This window comes from Parasphingorhabdus sp., from assembly GCF_048269865.1.
Taxonomy (GTDB): Bacteria; Pseudomonadota; Alphaproteobacteria; order Sphingomonadales; family Sphingomonadaceae; genus Parasphingorhabdus.
This window is the reverse complement of sequence record NZ_JBLWUA010000003.1, coordinates 119,037-141,967: the sequence shown is the minus strand read 5'-3', so window position 1 is coordinate 141,967 and position 22,931 is coordinate 119,037. Positions and strand designations below refer to the sequence as shown.

Below are 22,931 nucleotides of genomic sequence, written 5' to 3'. Positions count from 1 at the left end.
TGTTTTGAGGAAAATCTACCGCAACCGCGAACATCCCAGCGAGGCCGCATCAATCGCGGTCGCCGCGCCGCGCAAACGGTAGGCATCCACGATCGGTTTGCCGTCACGACCGACGCTCTCAACGGTCATGCTGGTCGCGGACCGGATCGCAGCAACAATGGCGGCATCCATTCGCTTGTCCTGCGACCAGCCGTCTCTGCGGCTGGCGGTCAGCTGAAATCGGCGACCGGCAATGCTCACCATCACCCGGCTGTTGGTCGAGCGGTCGCGGCTCAGGCGGACATGGAACTGTCTCCGGATTGACCGGTTGGGCCAGAAACCGATGGTGGCGAAGGATTTGCGCTGCGCCTTGCCGGTAATTTCTTCCGACTCCGCAATTGCATAGCAGCGCGGAACATCCGGATCGCGGAAAGCGCCCCAGCTGTTGAATATGCCCAGAGAGTCTTTCGCGATCGCTGGTGTCGCAAGAGCAGACGCAGCCAATGCGAGAAGAACGAGCCGCTTGTTCAAGCCTTCTCTCCCTCCCCTCCACCGAGATGAACAATCTCTTCCACACCATCACAAATCTGCACGATAGAGCCCTGCGGCAAGCCTTCTGCGATCGGCGCACCAAAGCGGGGGTGCGGGTCCATACCGGTCAGCAGACCGCGCAACACGCGGCTCGTCATGCCGTGACTGATCACCACCGCATCTCGGGCAAAATCCTGGTCCGCAATCCAATGTTCAAGCCGTTTTGCGATAGCCCGATAATCCTCGCCACCGGGAGCCACGGTCACAAACAGTCGCTCCGTTTCGTCAATTTCAAGTTTTCCGGCGAGATCGCTGTACCATGCACCGCCCCATTCACCCATATCGATCTCCCGCAGCCGCGGATCACTGCGCGCCTGATGCCAGTCCAGACCGACATGCTCGGCAATCAGCGACAGAGTTTGCAACGCCCGATCCGTGTCGGAAGCAACAAGATCCAGTATCGGCTCTTCCGTTTCCAGATGCAGCGCCAGCACGCGGCCCATTTCATCGGCCTGGGCAAAGCCGGTGCGGGTCAGTGGTGTGTGAACATGCTCGCCCTGAATGCGGCCTGCCAGATTGAAGATCGTTTCGCCGTGCCGCGCAATAAACAGGCGTTTACCGTTAGTGTCGATGCCGCTCATATTAACCCTATTCTGTCCCGAAATGGTAAAATCCACCCCTTACCCCAGCGGCTTTAGCTGCCTGCACGCTTTTTTCCACAGTTTTTCACGGCATTATCGGTTATGAGAAGGCGATCGGGCTTGCCCTGCGGGACTTTATTGTTAATGAAGCCATGGACTATCCGTGAACCAGACCGGAGTGCTTCCGCACATCTATTTTCACGGATAACTGGGAACAAGAAGGACGGTTTATGAAAGCGACCATTGAACGCGCGGCATTGCTAAAGAGCCTGGGCCATGTCCAGTCCGTGGTTGAGCGGCGCAACACCATACCGATCCTCTCCAATGTGCTGATCGAAGCCAGCGCCGACGGCAGCATCAAGCTGATGGCGACCGACCTCGACCTGCAGGTTGTTGAGACCGTCGAAGCCCAGGTCGAGACCGCCGGTTCCACCACTGTTTCCGCACACACCCTGTTCGACATCGCCCGCAAGCTGCCCGACGGATCGCAGGTCCAGCTCGACGCCGCCGATGGCAAGATGAAGGTCAATGCCGGTCGTGCACGGTTCAACTTGCAGACTCTGCCCCGCGACGATTTTCCGATCATTGCCGAAGGCGAACTGCCCACCAGTTTTGAATTGCCGGCGACCGCACTGATCCAGATCATCGACAAGACCCGCTTTGCGATCTCCACCGAGGAAACTCGCTATTATCTCAACGGCATCTTCCTTCACGTGCAGGATGAGGAATCACCAGTGCTGAAGGCCGCCGCCACGGACGGCCACCGTCTCGCCCGGGTCACCTTGCCCCGCCCGGCTGGCGCAGAAGGCATGCCGGATGTGATTGTCCCGCGCAAATGCGTCAACGAACTGCGCAAATTGCTGGACGAGAACAGCGAATCTTCCGTGCAGATCAATCTGTCGGCCAGCAAGATCCGCTTCACACTCGGCACCGCGATCCTGACCAGCAAGCTCATCGACGGTACCTTCCCGGATTACACCCGCGTCATCCCGACCGGCAATGACAAGCTGCTCAAGATCGACCCGAAAAGCTTCGCCCAGGGCGTCGACCGCGTGTCGACCATCGCCACCGAAAAGACCCGCGCGGTCAAGATGGCGCTCGGCGACGACAAGATCACCCTGTCCGTCACCTCGCCGGAAAATGGCAAGGCCGAGGAAGAAGTGCCGGGGGCCTACAAGGACGATACATTCGAAATCGGCTTTAACTCGAAATATCTGATGGATATTCTCGGCGAGATTGAAGGCGATACCGTAGAACTGCACCTCGCCGATGCGAGCGCCCCGACGCTGATCCGCGAGAATGACAAAAGCCCAGCGCTTTACGTGCTGATGCCGATGCGGGTTTAGAGGAAAAGCATATGCCTTCAGTTGAAGCTTTGTGGCTTGTCAAATTTGGAGACCACCAAAGTCCCGGTCAAGTTGATAACGGTGGTGTGCTAGTATTAGAAAGTGGTCGAGGTTTTGGCGGCGACTCCGGTTTCGCCTATGTAGGAACTTACGAAGTCTCCGGAGATAAATTCATAGGAAGTTTCTCAATTACCCAATTTGATCCTGACATGGAAAGCGTTTGGGGACCCAGCATAACGGAAGCGAACCTAGAAGCTGAATTGACGAGAGAAGACGATATGATGCACGGTTTCATGAAAGTTGTCGGCGCAAATTTGCCTTCACTGCCGTTGTATCTGGTGCGGTTTAAAGATCTTCCTTAGAGATCGGTGGACCTTCCCAGCTTCCATCAAGCTATTCAAGTATTGTCATTCTCTCTCGAAGGAGAATGTTTCGAGGGCTAGCATTCACCGCCACGACGCAATATAACGGCCGGCTATACTATGAATCGGCACCTGTCCCTATCCCGGTTTCTGAAAACCAAGTCAGCGTTCCACGCCTTCGCCCTGCTTGCGATATTATTGAGTACGCTTGCCCCGCAAGGCTTTATGCCCACCCAGACCACCGACGGCTTCGCGATCAAGCTCTGCTCCGGCCATGCCAACAACCTCCTGACGGTAGCGGCGGACGATCCGGACTATGCACTGCTCAAGCTGGTCTATGGTGACAAGCAGAACGATACGCCGGAGCCCGCTTCCAAACAGGACACATCCGTCTGCGCCTTCGCCTTCGGTTCCGCCTTTGGCCCTGCTGCCGAGGGGCCGATGCTGTCTCCACCAACGCTCCAACCGGCCACGCACGAACCCTCAGAACCCCGCCGCTTTGCGCTGCGCAACCGCGTCAATATCCCGCCAGCGACCGGACCGCCTGTAATTTCCCAAACCATCTGAAATAGCCCGCGATCTCCGCCCCTGACGCGTGAGGGATCGCACCATTGCATTGTTTTGCGGCCGGCCCACTTGGTGGCCATGGCCGTTTGGGATTTATCATGAATAGAACAATATTAACCGCCTTTACGGCGAACATCGTCCTCGCCTCTCCTGCTTATGCCGAAGCCCACCCGCTCACTGATATTATCGTCACCGGTCAGCGCGCTGCGGCGACCATCGACGAGATTGAAAGCGAGAAGGAAATTGTCTCCAGCCCCGACGCAGCGTCGCTGGTAGCGCGGGCACCGGGCGCCGCCTTGATCGACAATGGCGGCCTGTCCGGTCAGGTCCAGTATCGCGGCCTGTTCGGTGATCGTATCCTGGTCCGCGTTAACGGTCAGCGCTTTTCCTCTGGCGGCCCCAATCTTATGGATCCACCGCTGCATTATGCGCCGATGGCTTTAGTCGATCGGATCGAAATCGACCGGGGCATCAGTCCCGTGCGCAAAGGCCCGGGTCTCGGCGGTGGCGTGAATGCCATTTTGAAAGAAGCCCAGTTCTCCGATGGTGCTGCCCTGCAACCGCAAGCCGATCTGACCGCGGGCTATCGCAGCGGCGACGACAGCTATCTCATGGGAGGGCTTGTCAGCCTGTCCAGCGAACGGGTCAAACTGGGGGTCATCGCTTCCTACGAGAAAGGCGATGACCTGCAATTTCCGGGCGGAACGATTGCTGCATCCAGCTTCGAGCGGCTGAACTATGGAGCGCATGCGGGCTTGAAAGTCGGCGACGGCAGCCTGACCCTGTCCTACCGCCGTCAGGAAACCGACCCGACCGGCAACCCACCTTTCCCGATGGATATCCAGTATTTCAACACCGACTTCCTGAGCCTCGCTTATGAAGGCAAGCTCAGCGACAATCTCTATCTGGAACTGGAAGCGGGCCATGTCGCGGTTCGACATCTAATGGACAATTTTTCCCTGCGCCAGGGACCGCCCAGCCCGATGCGCCAGCGCGCCACTTTTGCCGACGCAGACACCAGCACTGCTTCCACCTCGCTACGCATTGGGTCGCCAGATCGTCATGTCAGACTGGGTGCTGACGTCGAAGTGATGGACAAGGATGTGCGGATCACCAATCCGATGAACCCGGATTTTTTCCTGACATCGCTGAACAATATTTCGGGTAGCCGGCTCGGTGCCTTCGTCGAAAGCCGTCTGGGATTTGGCGCTGTTGAAGCCGAAATCGGCGCCCGCTTTGATCATCACCGGATGGAGGCAGGGTCGCCGTTTCTGGGCAGCGCAGTGCCGATGGGTCCACGCCTTCTCGCCAGTGCTTTTGCCGCTTCGGATCGCAGCTGGTCCGATGATACAATTGATGTAGCGGCGCGCTTCTGGAGTGATATCGGGAGTTTCAAGCCCCGGCTTTCACTGGCGTATAAAACCCGTGTGGCCTCTGCACTTGAGCGTTTCTCATGGCTACCCACCGGTGCCAGTGGGGGCCTCGCCGACGGAAATATCTACGTCGGCGATCTGAATCTGAAGAATGAAAAGGCGTGGATTGCCGAGCTCGGCTTCGACTATCAGGATAGCCAATTCTACGCACGCCCGACGCTTTTTTATCGTCGTGTGGATGATTTCATTCAGGGCGTTCCGTTCGATGACACACCGGGCATCATCAACAGTCCGGTGGAAATGGTCGCAAATATGAACGGCGATCTGACGCCCTTGCGCTTTGGCAATGTCGATGCGGAGATTTACGGCGCTGACCTCGATTTCGGCTGGAATATCAGCGGGCCGCTGCATCTGGATGGCACGGCGAGCTACGTCCGGGCAAAACGTCGCGACATTGACGACAATCTCTATCGCATCGCACCGCCAAATGCGCGCGTCGCCTTGAGCTGGCAGGAGACGGCCTGGCATCTCGGCGCAGAACTGCAGGTCTTTGCAGATCAGAAGAAGGTGTCTGCCACCAACGACGAACAGCCGAGCAATGGCTATTTGCTGGCGGGCCTGTTCGGTCATGTAGAACTGACACCAAGTCTCACGCTCGACGCCAGTGTGGAAAATCTGTTCAACAAAAATTATACCGAACATCTCGCAGGCTATAACCGCGTCAGCGGTTCGGACGTGGCAATCGGCGCACGCCTGCCGGGCGCAGGCAGAAGCGCCTTTATCCGGATCCGCTGGACCGGATTCTAATTCTGCAAACTGATTTTGGGGCGCAGCCGGAAAACCGGCTGCGCTCTATTCCGCCGCTTCGAGCATCTCGACCATCTGCGGACCACGGATCAGCCCGCCCGGACGCTTGTCGGTCACAACACCGCCCTTAAACGTCACCTGGCCGGATTTGATCGTATAGTCATAGCCGTCCGCCTTCTGCAGCAGTCTTTTGCCGCCCGCCGGCAGGTCAAAGGCCAGCCATGGCTTGCCAAGCTTGATCCGGTCCATATCGATGACATTGACGTCAGCGAGATAACCGGGCTTCAGCAGTCCGCGATCATAGAGGCCATAGAGCCGCGCCGTATCGAGGCATTGCCGCTTGATCGCATGTTCGAGCGTGATCGTGCCGCGCTTGCGGTTCTTCACCCAATGTTCGAGCATGAAGGTCGGGCTCGCTGCATCGCAGATCGTGCCGCAATGCGCGCCGCCGTCGGACAGGCTGTTCACCGTATCGTCCGCCTGCTGCAGGGTCTCCAGAAAATCGAGATTGCCATCCATATAATTGAGCAATGGCAGATAGATAAAGCCCTTGCCGTCGTCTGCCATCATCAGGTCATACGCATATTCGGCACCGGATTTGCCAGCGGCTTCGGCGCGGGCAGCGATGCTTTCATCGGCCTGCGGTTCATAGTTGAAATCCGGGTCCATTTCGAACTGCATCGCCCAGCCCTGCGTGATCACCATGAACACCGGCATCATGTCGACCTGTTCCGGCGGCGTGCTGGTCTCACTCAACAATTGCGCCTTGAATGCCGGGTCCTTCAGCCTGGCATATTTTTCATCCCAGCTGAGCTCTTCCATCGCCATCCAGCTCGGGTGCCGGATGAACGGGTGCACAGTGCCCTGCCAGGCCATGACGATGCCGTTGCCGCGCAGCGCAATCTGCGCAATGATATTGGCACCATTGTCATTTTCCGCGCGCATATTGGCGATCTGCTCGTCGAGTGACTGTTCCTTGGCAATCGACTGCAGCGCGGCAAAGGTCACCGGCATGCCGGTTTCGCGGCTGAGGTCGCCCATCCACCCGAATTCGTCCCATTCCCTGTTGAGATCGCTGGCCATTTCAAACACGCCATAACCGACCCTGCCCATCGCCCGACCAATGCCGATCAGTTCTTCCTTGGTCGCCGTGGTGCCGGGCACCAGCTCGCCGTCGACACTGCGATGCAAAATAGTGCGCGAGGTCGAGAAGCCGAGCGCGCCGGCCCTGAGTCCGTCCTCGACGATTTTCGACATCTGATCGATTTCATCCTGGGTAGGAACAGCACCGGGTTTCTCCCGGTCGCCAAGCACATAGGCGCGGACCGCCCCGTGCGGCACATGGGTCGCCACATCGACGGTCCGCGGCATTTTTTCCAGTTCATCGAGATATTCGGGAAAGGTTTCCCAGTTCCAGCTCATCCCTTCGGCGAGCGCCGTACCGGGAATATCCTCGACACCTTCCATCAGACCGATGAGCCAGTCGTGCCGGTCGGGTTTGGCCGGCGCGAAACCAACACCGCAATTGCCCATCACCACCGTGGTAATACCATGCCAGCTGGAGGGTGCCATCTCGTCATCCCAGGTCGCCTGGCCATCATAATGAGTATGCACATCGACAAAACCAGGCGTTACAAATTTGCCGGTAGCATCAATCTCTTCACGCCCCTGCGCCGCCACCGTCCCGACCAGCGAAATCCGGTCGCCATCAATCGCGACATCGGCCACAACAGGCTCGCCGCCGGTTCCATCAACCACAGTACCGCCCCGAATTACCAGATCGTGCATCATTCTCTCCTTTATATTTTGCCTGTGCTTACCAGATTTAACTGGATGATTAAAGTCTGATGATGATAGAATAGAATATGGACGATTCATTTTCCTGGAACCCCGCACCGGAAAGCGGCATCACCATGCAATGGATGGAAGCCAACGGCCAGAAACTGGAAGTGGCTACCGCTGGTGAAGGCAAAAAGCTGGCACTATGCCTGCATGGCTTTCCCGAGCTGCATTACTCTTGGCGCCACCAGATCCCGCTACTCGTCGAACTGGGCTATAAGGTCTGGGCACCCAATTTGCGTGGCTATGGCGGCTCGAGCAAACCGGAAGGCGTCGAGGCTTATCGCCTGAACACGCTGGTGCAGGATGTCGCGGCGCTGATTGATGCCAGCGGCGCCGAGGAGGTGACCCTGATCGCGCACGACTGGGGCGCGATCATTGCCTGGCATTTCGCGATCCTCAAAACCCGGCCGCTGACGAGATTGGTGATCATGAACGTCCCCCACCCGAAATGCGCGCAGCGGGAATTGAAGCACTGGTATCAGTTGAAGAAAAGCTGGTATATTTTCTTCTTTCAGCTCCCCCGTATCCCGGAATGGTTTCTGGGCCGGCATGGCGCCAAACGGATCAAGCGCGCCTTTTCCCGCATGGCCGTCGACAAAAGCCGCTTTCCAGAGAAAGACTTACAGATTTATGCCGACGCCGCCAGCCGTCCCGGCGCGCTTCGGTCCATGATCAACTATTATCGCGCCCTGCTGCGCACGCCAGATGCGCGCTGCATTGGCGATGGCATGGTTGACGTTCCGACGCTGATGGTCTGGGGCGAGGAAGACAGCGCGATCGATATCCGCTGCACCGACGGCACCGAAGAGTGGGTCCCCAATCTCGAACTGCACCGCCTGCCCGGCGTGTCGCACTGGGTGCAACAGGAAGCCCCCGAAAAGGTGAATGCGATTTTGCGGGATTCGCTCGGCTAGCCAAAGAATTTTGAATTAATTTGAGTATGGCGACAATGATAGTTACGCTCTTGGCGAAAAATGTGGAGACTAACATGGCTGACCTTCCTGATTTGATGAATCCACAGCGTGCGCGACTTTTCCCTATTCTGGCGGACACTTCTAAAGAAGGAAGAACACTCTCAATTTTCCTTGCGACACTTACTTTCGTTCGCAACTTTTCTCACAATCTATTTGGTTCGATTGGTCAAAGAATTGGAACAACAACGACGATAGCCACATACACAGAAGTGAATTTCAATAACCTAACTCATAAAAAGCTGGGCCGCCCGGATGGGTTGATTGTGTTAGAAACCGGCAAGCGTACTTGGACCGCACTTGTCGAAGCGAAGGTCGGAAAATCCGAAATATCAAACGATCAATTGGAGCGCTATTTAGAGATTGCTAAATCTAAAAAAATAGATGCCGTCATAACAATTTCGAACCAATTTGCGACGGTACCCGATCATCATCCAGTCAAGATCACCTCGACAAAATTCAAAAGCATCGAGCTATATCATTTCTCTTGGATGCAAATAATGACCGTGGCTAGGCTGTTAACGGCAAATCAGGATATTGACGATGAAGAGCAAGCGAATATTCTAAAAGAATTTCTGCGTTTTATAAGCCACCCGAGCGCCGGGGTAGAAGGCTTCTCCCAAATGCCAAAGGCATGGAGTACAGTCTGCGCTCTAGTGCAAGCGGGAGGTAAACTGTTGCGCAATGACAATCTCAATGCCGTCGTTGAAGCGTGGCAGCAAGAGACTAAGGATTTGAGTCTCATTTTGAGCCGTCAGCTTGGTACGTTTGTGCGCGAAAAACTCTCCCGCGCGGAATCCTCTAGTCCCGGAGCAAAGTTTGAAAGTGATGTTAAGGAACTCGTTTCAAAGCAAGCGCTGTCCATAAATTTGGATGTGCCCGACGCGGCAGCCCCCCTGTCGGTAATAGTTGATTTACGCCGTCGCTCCATTTTAAACTCTATGTATGTAAAGGCACCGGGGGATAAAGTCTCAAATAAAGCTCGCTTGAATTGGTTGCTAAGGCAAATCCCCAAACAGGCAGATTCAAACGCTCACATAAGAATGTACTGGCCAGGCTCTTCACCACCTACTCAACTGCCATTGAACGAGCTTAGAGAAAGCCCAGACAGAATTGGTGAAGATAAAGGCAAAATGACAGTCGTCGGATTCGATGTCATTGTACCGGTAGATTTGGGCAATCGTTTCGGTCAGACCAGAACAATAATCCAAGAGTTAGAAACTTCGGTCCCACATTTTTACGAATCGGTAGGCCAGCATTTGAGGCAATGGTCTCCACCTCCTCCAAAGCTTTCACATGAAAGAGTCAGTCCTGAAACAGTCAGTCCCAATCAAATATCCGAAAATACTGATGCTATTGACCCGGATTAGAACCGCCAACGAAGCCGTCAGTCCCGCGCCGCAATCATCTCATCGATATCGGTAAATTTCTCGCGCGGTGATCCTTCGCGGGCTCGGGCGATTTCTGCCTTGTCGATTTTCTGCCAATCCCGAAACGTGACCGCATCGACGCCGCGACCTGCCAGCATCGCGTCGAGACCTGGTCGGCCAGGCTTGCGGCTGTTCTCTCCGACATCCTCATCAATCATGTCAGCAACGGCAAAGCCGTCCGGCTTGTTGGTGCCAATGGTTCCGGATGGCCCACGCTTTGCCCATCCGACGCAGTAGAGACCCGGCAATATCCGCCCGTCGCTATTGGCAAAACGGCCGCGACCATGTTCATAGGGCACGCCTTCTATCGGTGGCGTGCGGTAGCCGATACAGCTGATCACCAGCTGACAGTCGAGCTCATAGCGCTCACCGGTACCGATCGAGCGAAGATCCTTGTCGAGCGTCGTCTCTTCTACGATCAGCCGTTCGACCTTGCCTTCTCCCTGCACCTCAACCGGCATGGCGAAAAAGTCGAACGCAATTTCAATCGGCTTCGATTGCGCGTCCGCTGCCGCGATCTGAAAATTGCGCAAATGAGTGACGGATTTTCTCATCCCCGGCTCCAGCATCGCATCATCTCCGACATCCGGGAAATCGTCGGCATCGACGATCGGACGAGCGCGTTCAAGCTCACCCAGCTCGCCGAGTTCCTTTGGGGTCATCGCGATCTGATGGGGACCGCGCCGCCCGAGAAAGGTGATTTTCTCGACCTTACTATGACGCAGACGATCGAGAGCATGAGCAACGATATCGCTGCCGCCGAGCTCCTCTTCGGTCTTCGCCAATATCCGCGCGACGTCCAACGCCACATTGCCATTACCAATGATCGCCACCGATTTCACATCAAGCGGCGGGTTCAGGTCCTTGAAGTCCGGGTGGCCATTATACCATCCGACAAAGGCCGCGCTCCCGACCACGCCGGGAAGGTCGCTGCCGGGAATTTCCAGCACCCGGTCCATCGGCGCGCCGGTTGCCAGCACAACCGCGTCGTACAGCTCTTGCAGCTCGGCAACGCTGATATCTTCACCAACCGTCACATTGCCGACAAAGCGCACCGTCTCGCCGAGATTGGTTTTCTCATAGCGGCGCGAAACCGCCTTGATGGATTGATGGTCGGGGGCGACGCCGGAACGGATCAATCCAAAAGGAACGGGCAAGCGATCAATGATATCGACCGAGACATTGTCGCCAAATTTCTTCTGGGCCGCTTCCGCCGAATAATAGCCTGCAGGTCCCGATCCTATGATCGCAATATGACGCATCGTCCTGCCTCCCCGATTAGCGCGTTTATGCTAACGCCTTAATCGCAAAAGAAAAGCAAAAGGCGCTGTCATTTTCGTGAGGCCGGACTTTCGAGCGCAGCGGACTAGCCGCCGACGTTCGCGACATTATAGCGAAGCGCTTCTTCGGTGGTCAGGCAGCGACGGGTGGACTGGTCGCCATCCTCGGTTTTTACTGCGTTGGTCCGATACATGACTTCCGACAACAATTTGCGCGAAACGCCCATTCTGATCAGGAAATCATTGTCTTCGGTCGCCAGCAGCGCGCTTTGCTGTTCGACTTCACCGATCAGGCCGACGGTAGAGTCGGTGCCCATTTCGATGCTGTAGTTGATCGCGTTCCGGTCGTTGGTCATCGTGAACATATGGACCATGAAATGGGCACCTGGCTCAACGATCCGCGCTCTGCCGCCCATGAACACGAAGTTGCAGGCGCTGAAACAGGTCCAGCCGGTCGGGATGCGGGTGATGATCAAGCCATCGGCTTCCCGGATAACGCGGCCAGCTTCGTTGCCCGCTCTCGCATTCCCGCCGGATGAGCGCAGCCAGATCTCTGCAATATCGGGATTTTCGGTCAACACCTTGCGCAATCGATCCGGCAACTCCTGATCGACGGCCCCCTCGGCCAGCAATATCTTGGTGCCATCGATAATCTTTGGCGTCAGCTCCATGGTTTTGTTGTTCGACCAGTTGGGCGTGCTGGGGCACGTCGGATTGTCCGGATCCATGCCCGGTTTTACATCAGCAGCGCCGATTGTAAAAAGAGAGGCGACGACGATTGCGGCTTTGATATTTCTCATCATATTTCATGCCACGACAATATATCGTGTTTCTCCCGGAGCTCTGCACATCCGCTTGGACACGCGGGTTTCTTCACCATCGACAATAACAATATCCGTGATCGACATGCAACTTGAACCGTCTGCCGACAGCGACTTGCTGGTTGCGGTGGAACTGCCGGATACACCGGGGCGCGTCTCGCTGGTCCATTGGACGCTCTCCCCCAGCTGTTCGGATTCGGTCACGCTGCGCGTCGCTTCGGCGGCCTGCAACTGTTCGTCCGGATCGAGCCGGCAGGCAATCGAATTGGTCAGCGTTTCGGCCACCTCCGCGCGCGGCACAAAGGAGCCGAAAGCACCCATGCCCCTGGTCGCCCGCCGCGTAAAACCGCCGATCACATTTCCCAATATGGATTTGCCAATCGAACTTTTCGCATCGGTCGCACATCCATTTTCATCCGATTTCTGATCGACCGGCGGTCTTTTTTTGAACAGGCCGCCAAATTGGGCTTGTGCTGGCACGGGCGCGACAAGAGCCGTCATCATTGTCGCAGCGACCAGTGCGGAAGTAAAATGACGAGCCGTTTCAAACATGACAGAGCCTCAATAGCGTTTCGAACCCATAGCCTAGCCTCTTCAGCGGACGGCGCAGTGCCATGGATCACATCTGCGACAAAAGCAGGGGCTGGAAATATGAGGATTAGCTGTTAGTCTGCCCGAAATGATAGGATGGTTTCGACAATGATCAGCAGATTTACGCGGTTTTTTCCGGCAATGGCATTGCTCTTGGTCGTCGCCTTGTTCAGCGCAAACGGCGCTGCGCAAACCGGTAAAATGTCGGGTACGCTGCTGGTGGGGAACAAGGCCGAGGACAGTCTGAGCTTTATCGATTTGCAAAGCGGCAAGGAAACCGCACGGCAAGCCACGGGAGACCAGCCGCATGAAATAGCGATGTCTCCAGATGGCCGGCTTGCCGCCGTCGTCTCCTATGGCGGCCAGACCATCGATATTTTTGACATCGCGGCACGGAACAGAATCGAAACCGTATCGCTATTCCCGGAGCGGCGGCCGCACGGGATTTTGTGGCTGGACGACGGCCGGATCATTGCAACGACCGAAGGCAGCGACAGCATCACCATCGTTTCTCCGCCAACCGGCGCAGCGCAACAACGCAAGATTTCATCGATCAAGACCGGCCAGAAGGGCAGCCATATGCTGGTGGTCACGCCGGACAAGTCGCGCGCGTTTGTGACCAATATGCAATCAGGCACAGTCAGCGTTCTCGATCTTGCGAAGATGCGCAAAATCGCGGACCTGCCGGCGGGCACGGAACCGGAAGGCATCGCGATCGCGCCCGATGGTGCCACGGTCTGGGTGGCCGATCGAGCCGGCGACCAGTTACATGTTTTCGATGCCGATAATCTGAAGCCATTGAAGCAGATCGAGACCGGCAAATTCCCGATCCGCGTGGCAATAAGTCCGGATGGAAAAACCGCCATCACATCCAATTTGGGCGATGGCGCGCTCGGCCTGTTCGACGTAGCGAAGCGATCAGCCAAGGGCACGATCGAGATAAGCGGCACCGCTGATAGCCGGCAAGTGACCATCCTCTTCTCACCGGATGGAAAAAATCTCTTTGTCGCGGAAACCGGCCCTGATACAATTGCCCAGGTTGATCTGGCTGCCGGCAAGGTTGTCCGCCGGTTCAAGGCCGGAAAAGACGGAGACGGGCTGGGCATCGTGCTGACCGGCGAAGCCGAACAGGACTAAACCATAACAATTGATACCCCGGGTCGCACCACGGGAGATGATAGTTGAAAAAGCCATTTAATCGCCTTCAGGCCCTGATGATCAAGGCGATGGCTGAAGCGCTGTTTCACAATCGCAAAATGGCTATTTCGCCCGACCAGGTGGTGGACAATCTGCAAGAGCATTTTTCCAATATCGATGGCAACAAGCCTGCCGAAATCGGCATGGCGCTTTACGGACTGCTGCTTGTCCTGGGCGGCCCCTTTTTCCTGCTCGCGCCGCCTGCCATTCGGAAGAAACTCATCCGCCGCCGGCTACAGCGTTCCCGGATCGACCTGTTTCAGGATATCGCCCGCACCAAGGGGGTCATTCTGGCCGGCTATTACGGCCATTGGCAGCCGGGCGATGAAGAGGATAATTTCGACAACCCCATCTATGCCGACCTTGATTTCGAATTGCCGGCGCAGCGCGACCGCACGGCTGCCGGGGAACGTCCGGTCAGCCGTGAATCCGATCGTGATCTGACGGCCAGAGCATTCGTCGGTCATGGCGCCATTCCCGAGGAAACCGACGTGATCGTAATCGGATCGGGCGCAGGCGGCGCCGTCGCAGCTGCGGCGGTCGCCGACGAGGGGCATGAAGCGCTGATCATCGAGGCTGGCCGCCATTACCCTTCTTCGCAGATCAGCCATGAAGAAGCGCGGATGACCGCGCGGATGTTCAAGGATGGAGCCCTGCAAACCACGACAGACCGCGACATCATCGTGTTTCAGGGGCGGGTTGTCGGCGGGTCTACCGTTATCAACAACGGAATCTGCCTGCGTATGAAGCATGAGGGTCTGGTGCATCCGGATGCCGAAAATGTCTATGACACCTGGGCCGAACTGGGTGCTCCAATCAGCGAAACGAATCTTGCCCGCAGCTATGATGCAATCGAGGAGGCTCTCGAAGTATCAGAAATCGATCGGATTGTCGGCCGCAACAACGGGCCGCATCTGATCGACGGCTGGAATAAATATGCGGCGCAGTCCGACGACCCGATGGACAAAAAAGCTATCACCGCCTGGTTCCGGAAAAATTACGGCCCGACGCAGCCGAAAACCGAGTGCGTCTATTGCGGCTACTGCAACACCGGTTGTCCCTATGGCCGAAAAAAGGCGATGCCGGAAAGCTTCCTGGCCCATGCCACGAGCAAGGAGCGCAGCAGGCCGGCCCGGATATTGGACCGCGCCGAAGCAACCGAAATCCTGTGGGACGAAGGGGCCAATGATAAGAAGATCGCGCACGCCGTCACAGTCAAACTGAACGACGGCAGAAAACGAACCATCCGCGCACGAAAAGGGGTCGTCGTCGCAGCCGGCGCCCTGGCATCCAGCAATCTGCTCCACGACAGCGGCATAACCCAATCCGGAACTGGTATCTCGCTGAATATAGCCTGCCCGGTCGTGGCGCTGATGCCCGAAGGGACCAATGTCAATGTTTGGAACGAGGACCAGATGGCGACTTATGTCGATCGCGGGGACTTTCTCATTGAGAGCCATTTCCAGCCGCCGATGAGCATGGCGACGCTGGTGCCGGGCTGGTTTGAGGATCATTATGAGCGGATGCGGAACTACAATCGGCTCGTCTCCGCCGGCGTCCTGTTTCCTGCCGACCGGCTTGGCTATATGGACAATGGCAAGCTCAAGCTGAAAATCGGCGCGCCGGAACTGGCCCTGCTGCGGCGGGCGCTGGCAACCATGACGAAAGTCCATTTTCTCAACGGTGCCATCGAAGTCTACCCTGCCCTGCTCCGCGGCCAGACGCTGACCAGCGATATGAGCCATGCGGAAATTAATGCCTTTTACGACAAAGCGATCGAAGAACCGGATGATGTGGTTCTGTCCAGTTCTCATCCGCATGGCGGGAATGCCATCAATATCGATCCGGAAAAGGGCGTGGTTGACCTCAATCAGCGGGTTCACAACACCACCAATTGCTATGTTACCGATGCCAGCGTCATGCCCAGCTGCATAAGGGTCAACGCGCAGTTAACCACGATGGCGATGGCGCACCGGGCGATGGCAGGCAAAAGACGCTTCGGCTAGGCCTTGAAATGGAAATCCGGCAAGGATTGAAAAGCGCTTCTCAGCGCATCGCCCCAACCTTCTGAAATCGTCTGAAAATAGGGATCATCCTTGCTGATCCGCTGTTGCTGCGAAATCGCGAAACTGTCCGTCTCATAAACTTGCATATCGAGCGGCAAATCCACTGCAAGATTGGCGCGAATGGTGGAATCGAAAGAGACCAACAACAGTTTGACCGCATTTTCGAAGGACATGTCAGGGTCAAAGGCCCGAACCAGTATCGGCCGGCCGTATTTCGTTTCTCCGGTCTGGAAAAACGGACTGTCATCGCTGGCTTCGATAAAATTGCCAGCGGGATAGATCAGGAAAAGCCGCGGGTCGCTGCCCTTTATCTGACCGCCAACGATCAGGGTGGCTCCAAAGGGAGATTTGGCGTCCTGCCCCTCGTTCGAATAGGTTTTCACGACTTCGCGCAAGGTTTCGCCGATGATCGTCGCCACCTGGAACATGGACGGTGCCTGCAAAATGGATGGATTGCGATCATCCGGATGCTTGCCCCTTTCGTCCAGCAAACTGACGACCGCCTGGGTGGTCGCCAGATTCCCTGCTGACAACAAGGTAATCACCCGATCGCCCGGCACTTCCCAACTGGTCAGTTTCTTGACTTGGGAGATGTCGTCAACACCGGCATTGGTTCTGGTATCGGACATGAAAACAAGGCCGCGTTTCATCCGCAGGCCTACGCAATAAGTCATCGTCAAATTCCTGAATGAGGTGGAGCGTCCGCTTACTGCTGAACCTGCAGCGTGACAATCATATCTTCGTTGGAGGCGCCATATCGCATACCGGATATCGGCGAGGCTTCCCGATAGTCCAGACCGGTTGCGACGCGGACATAGCGTTCATCCGGAGAATAGCCATTGGAGACATCAAAACCGACCCAGCCGAGACCCGCAACATGGGCTTCTGCCCAGGCGTGGGTAGCATCCTGATCCACCCGGTCGCTCATCATCAGATAGCCCGACACATAGCGGGTAGGAAAGCCGAGCAAGCGCGCCGCCGCGCAGAAAATATGACTGTGATCCTGACATACGCCTGCCCCGGCCTTAAGCGCGGCCTCTGCATTGGTTTCGGCGTCCGTTTCGCCCGTCCGATAAGTCACTTTCTCAACAACGGCAGCCGACAGGCGATGAAGTTTCGCCACATCATTGTCAAAATCATCGCCGAGCGATTCGACCAGTTTTCTGGTCTCGGGACCAGCTTTGGTTAAATCCGTTGCCTGCTTGAAATACCAAAGTGGTGCGGATCCGCTGTGCGAGCCGATGATGCCGCTGCCATCACTATTCTCGACTTCACCGGTGCACTTTATCGATATTTCTGTGCGGCCCTGGTCGATGCTGATCAGGTCGACATGATTGCAATGCTGATCCTCAAAGGACAGCTCCACTTTGCCGCCGTCGATTTCGATATCCCAGCTCTTGACCTGCTGGCCAGCACGCTCTTTCGGTCGCAGCCGCACTTGCTGCAGCCCGTATTGGACGGGCGCATCATAGACGTAGCGGGTTTCATGATTGATCTTCAAAAGCATGGCTATCCGATCCTGTCCTGAAAATTGAAATCGGTCTCGATCTGCGCGGCCAAGCCATTATTCGCGACAATGAACTCGGAAATATATTCGTGCAGCCCATTTTCAAAAATCTCTTCGATCGGCCGGCTCAGAATATCGTTGCATATTTCATCCGCAAGTTCTCCGGACCGGCTCTTCTGGCCATAGTTGTCGTCGATATAATGCACATTGTCGCGGATCTTGGAGTAACAGAAGGTCAAAGATCTCGGCATCTGTTTATGCAGGATCAAATAGTCAGCAACAGCCTGTGCGCTGATGTCCGTACCATTGAGCCAGCGAAAAGATCGATGCGCCGATACCGACCGCAAGATCGTCTCCCATTGAACATTGTCCACCGAGGAACCGATTAGAGCGACCGAAGGCAGGAGCAGATAATATTTGACGTCCAGAATACGCGCGGTGCTGTCCGCCCGCTCCAGGAAGCTGCCGAGACGGAGGAAATTGAACCCGTCATTGCGCAGCATAGTGCCAAGCGTCGCGCCTCTGACGAGAGCGCTTTGCTGCCGGATCAGCCCCAGTGTTTCAGGCAGATCCTGCTCCTTTACGGGCTTAGCCATGGCTGCCTTCAACGTCATCCAGCTTTCGTTGGTCGCTTCCCAAACTTCGCGCGTCAAAGCGGTTCGTGCGGTTCTCGCGCTATCGCGGCCCTGTTTCATCAACGCCATGACACTGCTGGAATTATCGCGATCGCGGAGCAGGAAATTTATGACCTTCGCGGACTCAAAATCATCATATTTGGCACGATAGGCTTCAATCACGCCCGATGACTTGAGCACCGATGACCATTCTTCGCTGGCGGACGCCGAGCGGGTCAAGGCGATCCGGAATCCGGCATCAATGAAACGCGCACTATTCTCGACCCGCTCAAGATAGCGCGCCATCCAGAACAGGCTCGCGGCTGTTTTACCCAGCATCAGACTAGCCCCCTCATTCTTCCAGCACCCATGTATCTTTGGTGCCTCCACCCTGACTGCTGTTCACCACCAGCGAACCCTTGGTCATCGCGACCCGGGTCAGACCACCCGGCGTAATGCTGATCCCGTTCGGCGATACCAGCACGAACGGCCGGAGATCGACATGTCGCGGGGACAATCCCTTTTTCGTGAAGATAGGCACGGTGGACAGCGCAAGCGTCGGCTGCGCAATATAATTGTTCGCATTGTCGATCAGCTTTGCCCGGAACGCCGCGACTTCCTTTTTTGAAGCGGCAGGCCCGACCAGCATTCCATATCCGCCCGAGCCGTGCACTTCTTTGACGACAAGCTCTTCCAGATGCTCCAACACATAGGCAAGCTCGTCTTTCTCCGAGCAGCGCCAGGTCGGCACATTCTCCAGTAGCGGTTTTTCGCCGGTGTAAAATTCAACGATGTCCGGCATGTAGCTGTACAGAGCCTTGTCATCGGCTATCCCGGTTCCCGGCGCGTTTGCGATCGTGATGCCGCCTGACCGGTAGACATCAAAAATACCGGGGACACCCAGCATTGAATGTGGTTCGAAATTCAGCGGATCCAGATAATCGTCATCGATCCGCCGATACAAGACGTCGATCGCGGTATAGCCCTGCGTTGTCCGCATCGCGACCCGGCCATCGACAATCTTGAGGTCATGCCCCTCGACCAGTTCCACGCCCATCTGATCGGCCAGAAAACTGTGCTCGAAATAAGCGCTGTTGTGGATACCGGGCGTCAGCACGGCAACGACCGGCTTGCCCTCACATTTCGGCGGAGCGCAAGCCGCCAGAGAACGGCGCAATTGCCCCGGATAGTTGCTGACTTCCTGAACCTTGATCTTGGCAAACAGTTCAGGGAACATCTGCAACATCGTTTCGCGATTTTCGAGCATATAGCTGACACCCGACGGGGTGCGCGCATTGTCTTCCAGCACGTAAAATTCTTCGTCGCCGGTGCGGACGATATCGGTCCCGATGATATGGGTATAAATCCCGCCAGGCGGATTGACGCCGATCATTTGCGGCAGAAAGGCTTCGTTATTGGCGATCAGTTCGATCGGCACACGGCCCGCTCGCAGGATTTCCTGTCGGTGGTAGATATCGTACAGAAAGGCGTTGATCGCGCGAACCCGCTGCTCGATGCCTTTCGACAGCTTGCGCCATTCGCGCGCCGATAGCACGCGCGGCACCACATCAAACGGTATCAGCCGCTCATCGGCTTCATCTTGCCCGTAGACGTTGAAGGTAATCCCGGTTTTTCTAAAAAAGGCTTCTGCCTCTGCGGATTTGCGGTGGAGCCGCTTGACGTTCTCGCCGTCAAGCCAGTGTTTATAGTCTTGATAGGGGTGACGAACATCGTCCCCGCTACCCAACATTTCATCGAACAATAAATATCCCCCCGAACGACGTGGTCAAAACTCTCCTCCGACAGCAAGGCTACCGCAACAAAGCTCTCGAAGCAAAGGAAATACCGAAATCAGCAAAACTGGGGCGGTCAGACCGGATATTTGACCCCGGTCATCTCTTCCGACACAGCCCATAAGCGCTTTGCCGGCTCGATCCTTTTGGCTTTCGGACGCGGTTGGACTTTGCGCGCTGGCCCGACCCACTCGCCGTTACGGCTTGGCCCGAAATAGTCGCCGCCTTCCGCATCGGCTGCCGTCGCTGCAGCAAGCGTCGGCCAGGCCCCCTGGGCCGCGCTGTTCATAAACAGGCTGGAAACCGGCCGGATCAGCGACACCAGGACGCCGGGGAAATTTCTGGCAAGTTCGGTGTCAGCGACGCCGGGATGACAGGCCAGCGCCATGATCGGCGACTGTGCGGCGCGCAAACGACGGTCAAGTTCGTACATATGCAGCAGATTGGCCAATTTGCTCATCGCATAGCGGCCCCACCGGCTATAGCTTTCCTCCGCGTTGATGTCGTCAAAATCGATCTTCCCGCTGCGGTGCGCCATGCTCGAGGTGATCACCACCCTCGGTGCCCGCCCTTTCGCGAGCTTGTCGAGTAACAGACCCGTAAGCGCAAATGTCCCCAGATGATTGACGCCAAATTGCGACTCAAACCCGTCGAGGGTCTCTTCCCGGGGCGGCATCATAATCCCCGCATTATTGACAAGGACGTCCAGGCGCGGTTCGGTGGCGATCAGCTTGACGGCGTCGTCGATGGAATCGAGGTCGCCAAGGTCCAGCGGGATGAAGCGCAGGTCGGCATTCGCATGGGCGTCCCGGATGCTCTCCATCGCCGCCTTCGCTTTTGCGTCCGACCGGCACCCCATCAGCACGCGCGCGCCCTTGCCGGCCAGTACCTTCGCGGTCTCATAGCCCAGCCCGCTATTGGCACCGGTTACAAAAAAGACGCGCCCGCTCTGATCGGGCACGTCCTGGTCGGTAAAATTGCTTATCGTCATTGCGTCGTCTCCTGATCGCCCCGCCATTCTATCACAAAAAAGCGGGGACTCACAGACAATCGGATAGCGGCCGGTTACTCCGGCGCGACGACCAGACGGTTGTTCAGCGCCCGCACCGGACGCGCACTGTCCCCCATCAGCTCCTCAAACGCCTCGATCTGATCCTCGCTCGCGGAGATCGGCGCTTTCAGAACATGCCAGTTCACCCCTTCGCTGCACGGCGGCGTGGTCAGCGACCCCATATAGCGATAGATCGAACGATCGGCAGGCAACATGCCGTTGGGATCGATGCTCACGCCCGCTACCGTTGCCGGATCCGATTTCTCTTCCGGAGCAGCCGCAAGTATTTTCGCCAGTTCCGGATTGGCCGCACCCTCTTCAAACATCACACCGAGAACGCCGAGCTTGCCATCCTCTGTCGCGTGAACGAAATGGCCGGTCAACGGGTAGCGCTTGCCGGAGATCGCATGTTCTGACGGGGTATGAAAGTGAATCTGGATCAGGTTGAAAGTCATCCCGCCGCTGGTCATGCTCGATCCCGGCGCGAAGTCGGCCTGAACGGTCAAGCCCTTGTTGGAAACGGTCAGCGGTCCGGCCTGATAGTTCACCGAAAGAGCGATCTTGCCGGTAGCATTCGCTCCGGCCAAATCGATCGGTGATTGCATGTCACCGCTCTCGCACAGCGCATATTTGCCGTCGAGCTGCCCCCATTTTTCCGGGCCATCGCCGGTGCCATAGCCATAAGCCTTGTGGTGATCGGCGAGAGCCGGACCCGAGGCTAGCAAAGCAGCCGCCAAAGCTCCTGAAATCCTTAGATATGTCATGCTATTCCTTTCTGATATCCGGGCTTGAGCCCGCGAACACATTCACTAGACAGTCGTCTTTAGACGAGCCAATCGATTGATAATTCCCATATCAATAGAAAATATGAATAACGCAGCCGCTTCGTTACGCCCACCTGCGCCAGCCAACCCGCACACTACTTTACTTCCCGGCGATATCGTCTAATCGCTGCTGCCACTAGCTTTGGAGATTATCATGCGTGCCGACGCGCAAGCCTATGTCGACCGGATCGACGCCGCCCTCAACCTGATCAGGACTTCGCTCAACTGGGATGTGGCCCTGCGCCGTCTCGACGAGCTGAACGCGCGCGTCGAGGACCCGACCCTGTGGGATGATCAGGCCGCCGCGCAAGCAGTGATGACCGAACGCCGCCGCCTTGATGAATCGATCAGCGCGGCCAGAGAAATCGAGCAGGAACGCGACGACGCGCTCGAGTTTATCGAGATGGCCGAAGAGGAAAATGATACTTCGGTTGCCGACGAAGGCGTCGCCAGTCTGGAAAAGCTCGCTGCTCGCGCCGACCGCGACAAGGTCAACGCCTTGCTGTCCGGCGAAGCCGACAGTCTCGACACCTATATCGAAATCCACGCCGGTGCCGGCGGCACCGAGAGTCAGGACTGGGCCGAGATGCTGCTGCGCATGTATCAGCGCTGGGCCGAAGCGCGCGGCTATAAAGTCTCGATGGTCGACTATCAGGCCGGGGATCAGGCCGGCATCAAGTCGGCGACGATCGAGGTGAAGGGCGAGAATGCCTATGGCTATGCCAAGACCGAGAGCGGCGTACACCGGCTGGTCCGCATTTCCCCGTTTGACAGCGCCGCCAAGCGCCACACCAGCTTTTCCAGCGTCTGGGTCTATCCGGTGATCGACGACAGTTTCGAGGTCGAGATCAACGAAAGCGACCTCAAGATCGACACCTATCGCGCCTCGGGCTCGGGCGGCCAGCATGTCAACACCACGGACAGCGCCGTCCGCATCACCCACCAGCCGACCGGTATCGTCGTTGCCAGCCAGAATGACCGCAGCCAACACAAGAACCGCGCCACTGCCATGGGCATGCTGAAAGCGCGCCTGTTCGAAGCCGAACTGCAACGCCGGGAAGCCGAAGCCTCCGGTGAATATGAAGCCAAGACCGAAATCGGCTGGGGTCACCAGATCCGCTCTTATGTTCTGCAGCCCTACCAGATGGTCAAGGACCTGCGCACCGGCCACACCAGCAGCGCCCCCAATACCGTGCTGGATGGCGGGCTGGACGAATTTATCGCCGCAACCCTCGCGCAGAAAGTGACCGGCGAGAAGGTCGATGTCGAGGACGTAGACTAGCACTCGTTCCCCTGCGCAGGCAGGGGGCCATCTCCTGAAGGAGAGGCAATAGTCAA

At 56.8% G+C, this 22,931-nt stretch carries 21 protein-coding genes; 9 read left to right on the top strand and 12 right to left on the bottom strand.

All coding sequences use genetic code 11. The features are described from left to right. Positions 1-15: 15 nt before the first annotated feature. Both ACN0WW_RS05020 and ACN0WW_RS05015 read right to left on the bottom strand, forming a co-directional pair. Positions 16-510 (bottom strand): hypothetical protein, encoded by a 495-nt coding sequence (locus tag ACN0WW_RS05020; protein ID WP_417610034.1) that lies wholly within the window; start codon positions 508-510, stop codon positions 16-18. Then, the gene (locus ACN0WW_RS05015; protein WP_417610032.1) at positions 507-1,151 is read right to left on the bottom strand and encodes a histidine phosphatase family protein; all 645 of its coding nucleotides are present in this window, start codon (positions 1,149-1,151) and stop codon (positions 507-509) included. The genes ACN0WW_RS05020 and ACN0WW_RS05015 overlap by 4 nt, the downstream gene beginning before the upstream one ends. A gap of 230 nt (positions 1,152-1,381) precedes the next feature. On the opposite strand from ACN0WW_RS05015, the gene dnaN reads away from it, so the two are divergent. The 4 genes from dnaN (at position 1,382) to ACN0WW_RS04995 (ending at position 5,606) form a co-directional block, all read left to right on the top strand. Beyond that, entirely contained in the window at positions 1,382-2,497 is a 1,116-nt protein-coding gene (gene dnaN, locus ACN0WW_RS05010; RefSeq protein ID WP_417610030.1) for a DNA polymerase III subunit beta, read from the top strand. 11 nt (positions 2,498-2,508) lie between these two features. Continuing rightward, the gene (locus ACN0WW_RS05005) at positions 2,509-2,859 is read left to right on the top strand and encodes a hypothetical protein (RefSeq protein WP_417610028.1); all 351 of its coding nucleotides are present in this window, start codon (positions 2,509-2,511) and stop codon (positions 2,857-2,859) included. Positions 2,860-2,979: 120 nt separating this feature from the next. After that, a complete protein-coding gene (locus ACN0WW_RS05000; RefSeq protein ID WP_417610026.1) occupies positions 2,980-3,426 on the top strand; it encodes a hypothetical protein in 447 nt (148 codons plus the stop codon). Between the two features lie 98 nt (positions 3,427-3,524). Further along, the gene (locus tag ACN0WW_RS04995; RefSeq protein WP_417610024.1) at positions 3,525-5,606 is read left to right on the top strand and encodes a TonB-dependent receptor plug domain-containing protein; all 2,082 of its coding nucleotides are present in this window, start codon (positions 3,525-3,527) and stop codon (positions 5,604-5,606) included. Between the two features lie 45 nt (positions 5,607-5,651). Here ACN0WW_RS04995 and ACN0WW_RS04990 read toward each other — a convergent pair whose 3' ends face one another. Further along, on the bottom strand, positions 5,652-7,394 hold the full coding sequence (locus tag ACN0WW_RS04990; RefSeq protein ID WP_417610496.1) for an N-acyl-D-amino-acid deacylase family protein: 1,743 nt from the start codon (positions 7,392-7,394) through the stop codon (positions 5,652-5,654). A gap of 77 nt (positions 7,395-7,471) precedes the next feature. Between ACN0WW_RS04990 and ACN0WW_RS04985 the strand changes: the two genes are divergently transcribed. Together ACN0WW_RS04985 and ACN0WW_RS04980 are read left to right on the top strand one after the other, a co-directional pair. Further along, positions 7,472-8,362, top strand: a complete 891-nt coding sequence (locus tag ACN0WW_RS04985; protein ID WP_417610022.1) for an alpha/beta fold hydrolase — start codon at positions 7,472-7,474, stop codon at positions 8,360-8,362. A 74-nt stretch (positions 8,363-8,436) separates the two neighbouring features. Next, positions 8,437-9,789 carry a hypothetical protein gene (locus ACN0WW_RS04980; RefSeq protein ID WP_417610020.1) on the top strand — a complete coding sequence of 451 codons (1,353 nt, stop codon included), beginning with the start codon at positions 8,437-8,439 and terminating at the stop codon, positions 9,787-9,789. A gap of 17 nt (positions 9,790-9,806) precedes the next feature. Here the strand turns inward: ACN0WW_RS04980 and ACN0WW_RS04975 are convergent, their stop codons facing one another. From ACN0WW_RS04975 to ACN0WW_RS04965, 3 genes are all read right to left on the bottom strand, one after another. After that, entirely contained in the window at positions 9,807-11,111 is a 1,305-nt protein-coding gene (locus ACN0WW_RS04975) for an FAD-dependent oxidoreductase (RefSeq protein ID WP_417610018.1), read from the bottom strand. 104 nt (positions 11,112-11,215) lie between these two features. After that, positions 11,216-11,932, bottom strand: a complete 717-nt coding sequence (locus ACN0WW_RS04970) for a hypothetical protein (protein ID WP_417610016.1) — start codon at positions 11,930-11,932, stop codon at positions 11,216-11,218. A gap of 3 nt (positions 11,933-11,935) precedes the next feature. Further along, positions 11,936-12,502: a hypothetical protein gene (locus tag ACN0WW_RS04965; RefSeq protein ID WP_417610014.1), complete on the bottom strand. Its 567-nt coding sequence runs from the start codon at positions 12,500-12,502 to the stop codon at positions 11,936-11,938. A gap of 147 nt (positions 12,503-12,649) precedes the next feature. Between ACN0WW_RS04965 and ACN0WW_RS04960 the strand changes: the two genes are divergently transcribed. Continuing rightward, complete coding sequence (locus ACN0WW_RS04960; RefSeq protein WP_417610012.1) at positions 12,650-13,678, top strand: beta-propeller fold lactonase family protein; 1,029 nt, start codon at positions 12,650-12,652, stop codon at positions 13,676-13,678. A gap of 44 nt (positions 13,679-13,722) precedes the next feature. Further along, on the top strand, positions 13,723-15,744 hold the full coding sequence (locus ACN0WW_RS04955) for a GMC family oxidoreductase N-terminal domain-containing protein (RefSeq protein ID WP_417610010.1): 2,022 nt from the start codon (positions 13,723-13,725) through the stop codon (positions 15,742-15,744). On the opposite strand, the gene ACN0WW_RS04950 is transcribed toward ACN0WW_RS04955, so the two are convergent. From ACN0WW_RS04950 to ACN0WW_RS04925, 6 genes are all read right to left on the bottom strand, one after another. Then, positions 15,741-16,478, bottom strand: coding sequence for a peptidase (locus ACN0WW_RS04950; RefSeq protein ID WP_417610008.1), 738 nt, complete (start codon positions 16,476-16,478; stop codon positions 15,741-15,743). The genes ACN0WW_RS04955 and ACN0WW_RS04950 overlap by 4 nt on opposite strands. A 32-nt stretch (positions 16,479-16,510) precedes the next feature. Beyond that, positions 16,511-17,311: a transglutaminase family protein gene (locus ACN0WW_RS04945; protein WP_417610006.1), complete on the bottom strand. Its 801-nt coding sequence runs from the start codon at positions 17,309-17,311 to the stop codon at positions 16,511-16,513. Positions 17,312-17,313: 2 nt separating this feature from the next. Continuing rightward, positions 17,314-18,264: an alpha-E domain-containing protein gene (locus ACN0WW_RS04940; protein WP_417610004.1), complete on the bottom strand. Its 951-nt coding sequence runs from the start codon at positions 18,262-18,264 to the stop codon at positions 17,314-17,316. A gap of 13 nt (positions 18,265-18,277) precedes the next feature. Next, positions 18,278-19,675, bottom strand: coding sequence for a circularly permuted type 2 ATP-grasp protein (locus ACN0WW_RS04935; RefSeq protein WP_417610494.1), 1,398 nt, complete (start codon positions 19,673-19,675; stop codon positions 18,278-18,280). Positions 19,676-19,794: 119 nt separating this feature from the next. Then, a complete protein-coding gene (locus tag ACN0WW_RS04930; protein ID WP_417610002.1) occupies positions 19,795-20,709 on the bottom strand; it encodes an oxidoreductase in 915 nt (304 codons plus the stop codon). Between the two features lie 74 nt (positions 20,710-20,783). Then, on the bottom strand, positions 20,784-21,533 hold the full coding sequence (locus ACN0WW_RS04925; RefSeq protein ID WP_417610000.1) for a carbonic anhydrase: 750 nt from the start codon (positions 21,531-21,533) through the stop codon (positions 20,784-20,786). 214 nt (positions 21,534-21,747) lie between these two features. Here ACN0WW_RS04925 and prfB point away from each other — a divergent pair, with 214 nt between their 5' ends. Beyond that, positions 21,748-22,875 carry a peptide chain release factor 2 gene (prfB, locus tag ACN0WW_RS04920; protein WP_417609998.1) on the top strand — a complete coding sequence of 376 codons (1,128 nt, stop codon included), beginning with the start codon at positions 21,748-21,750 and terminating at the stop codon, positions 22,873-22,875. Positions 22,876-22,931 lie beyond the last annotated feature (56 nt).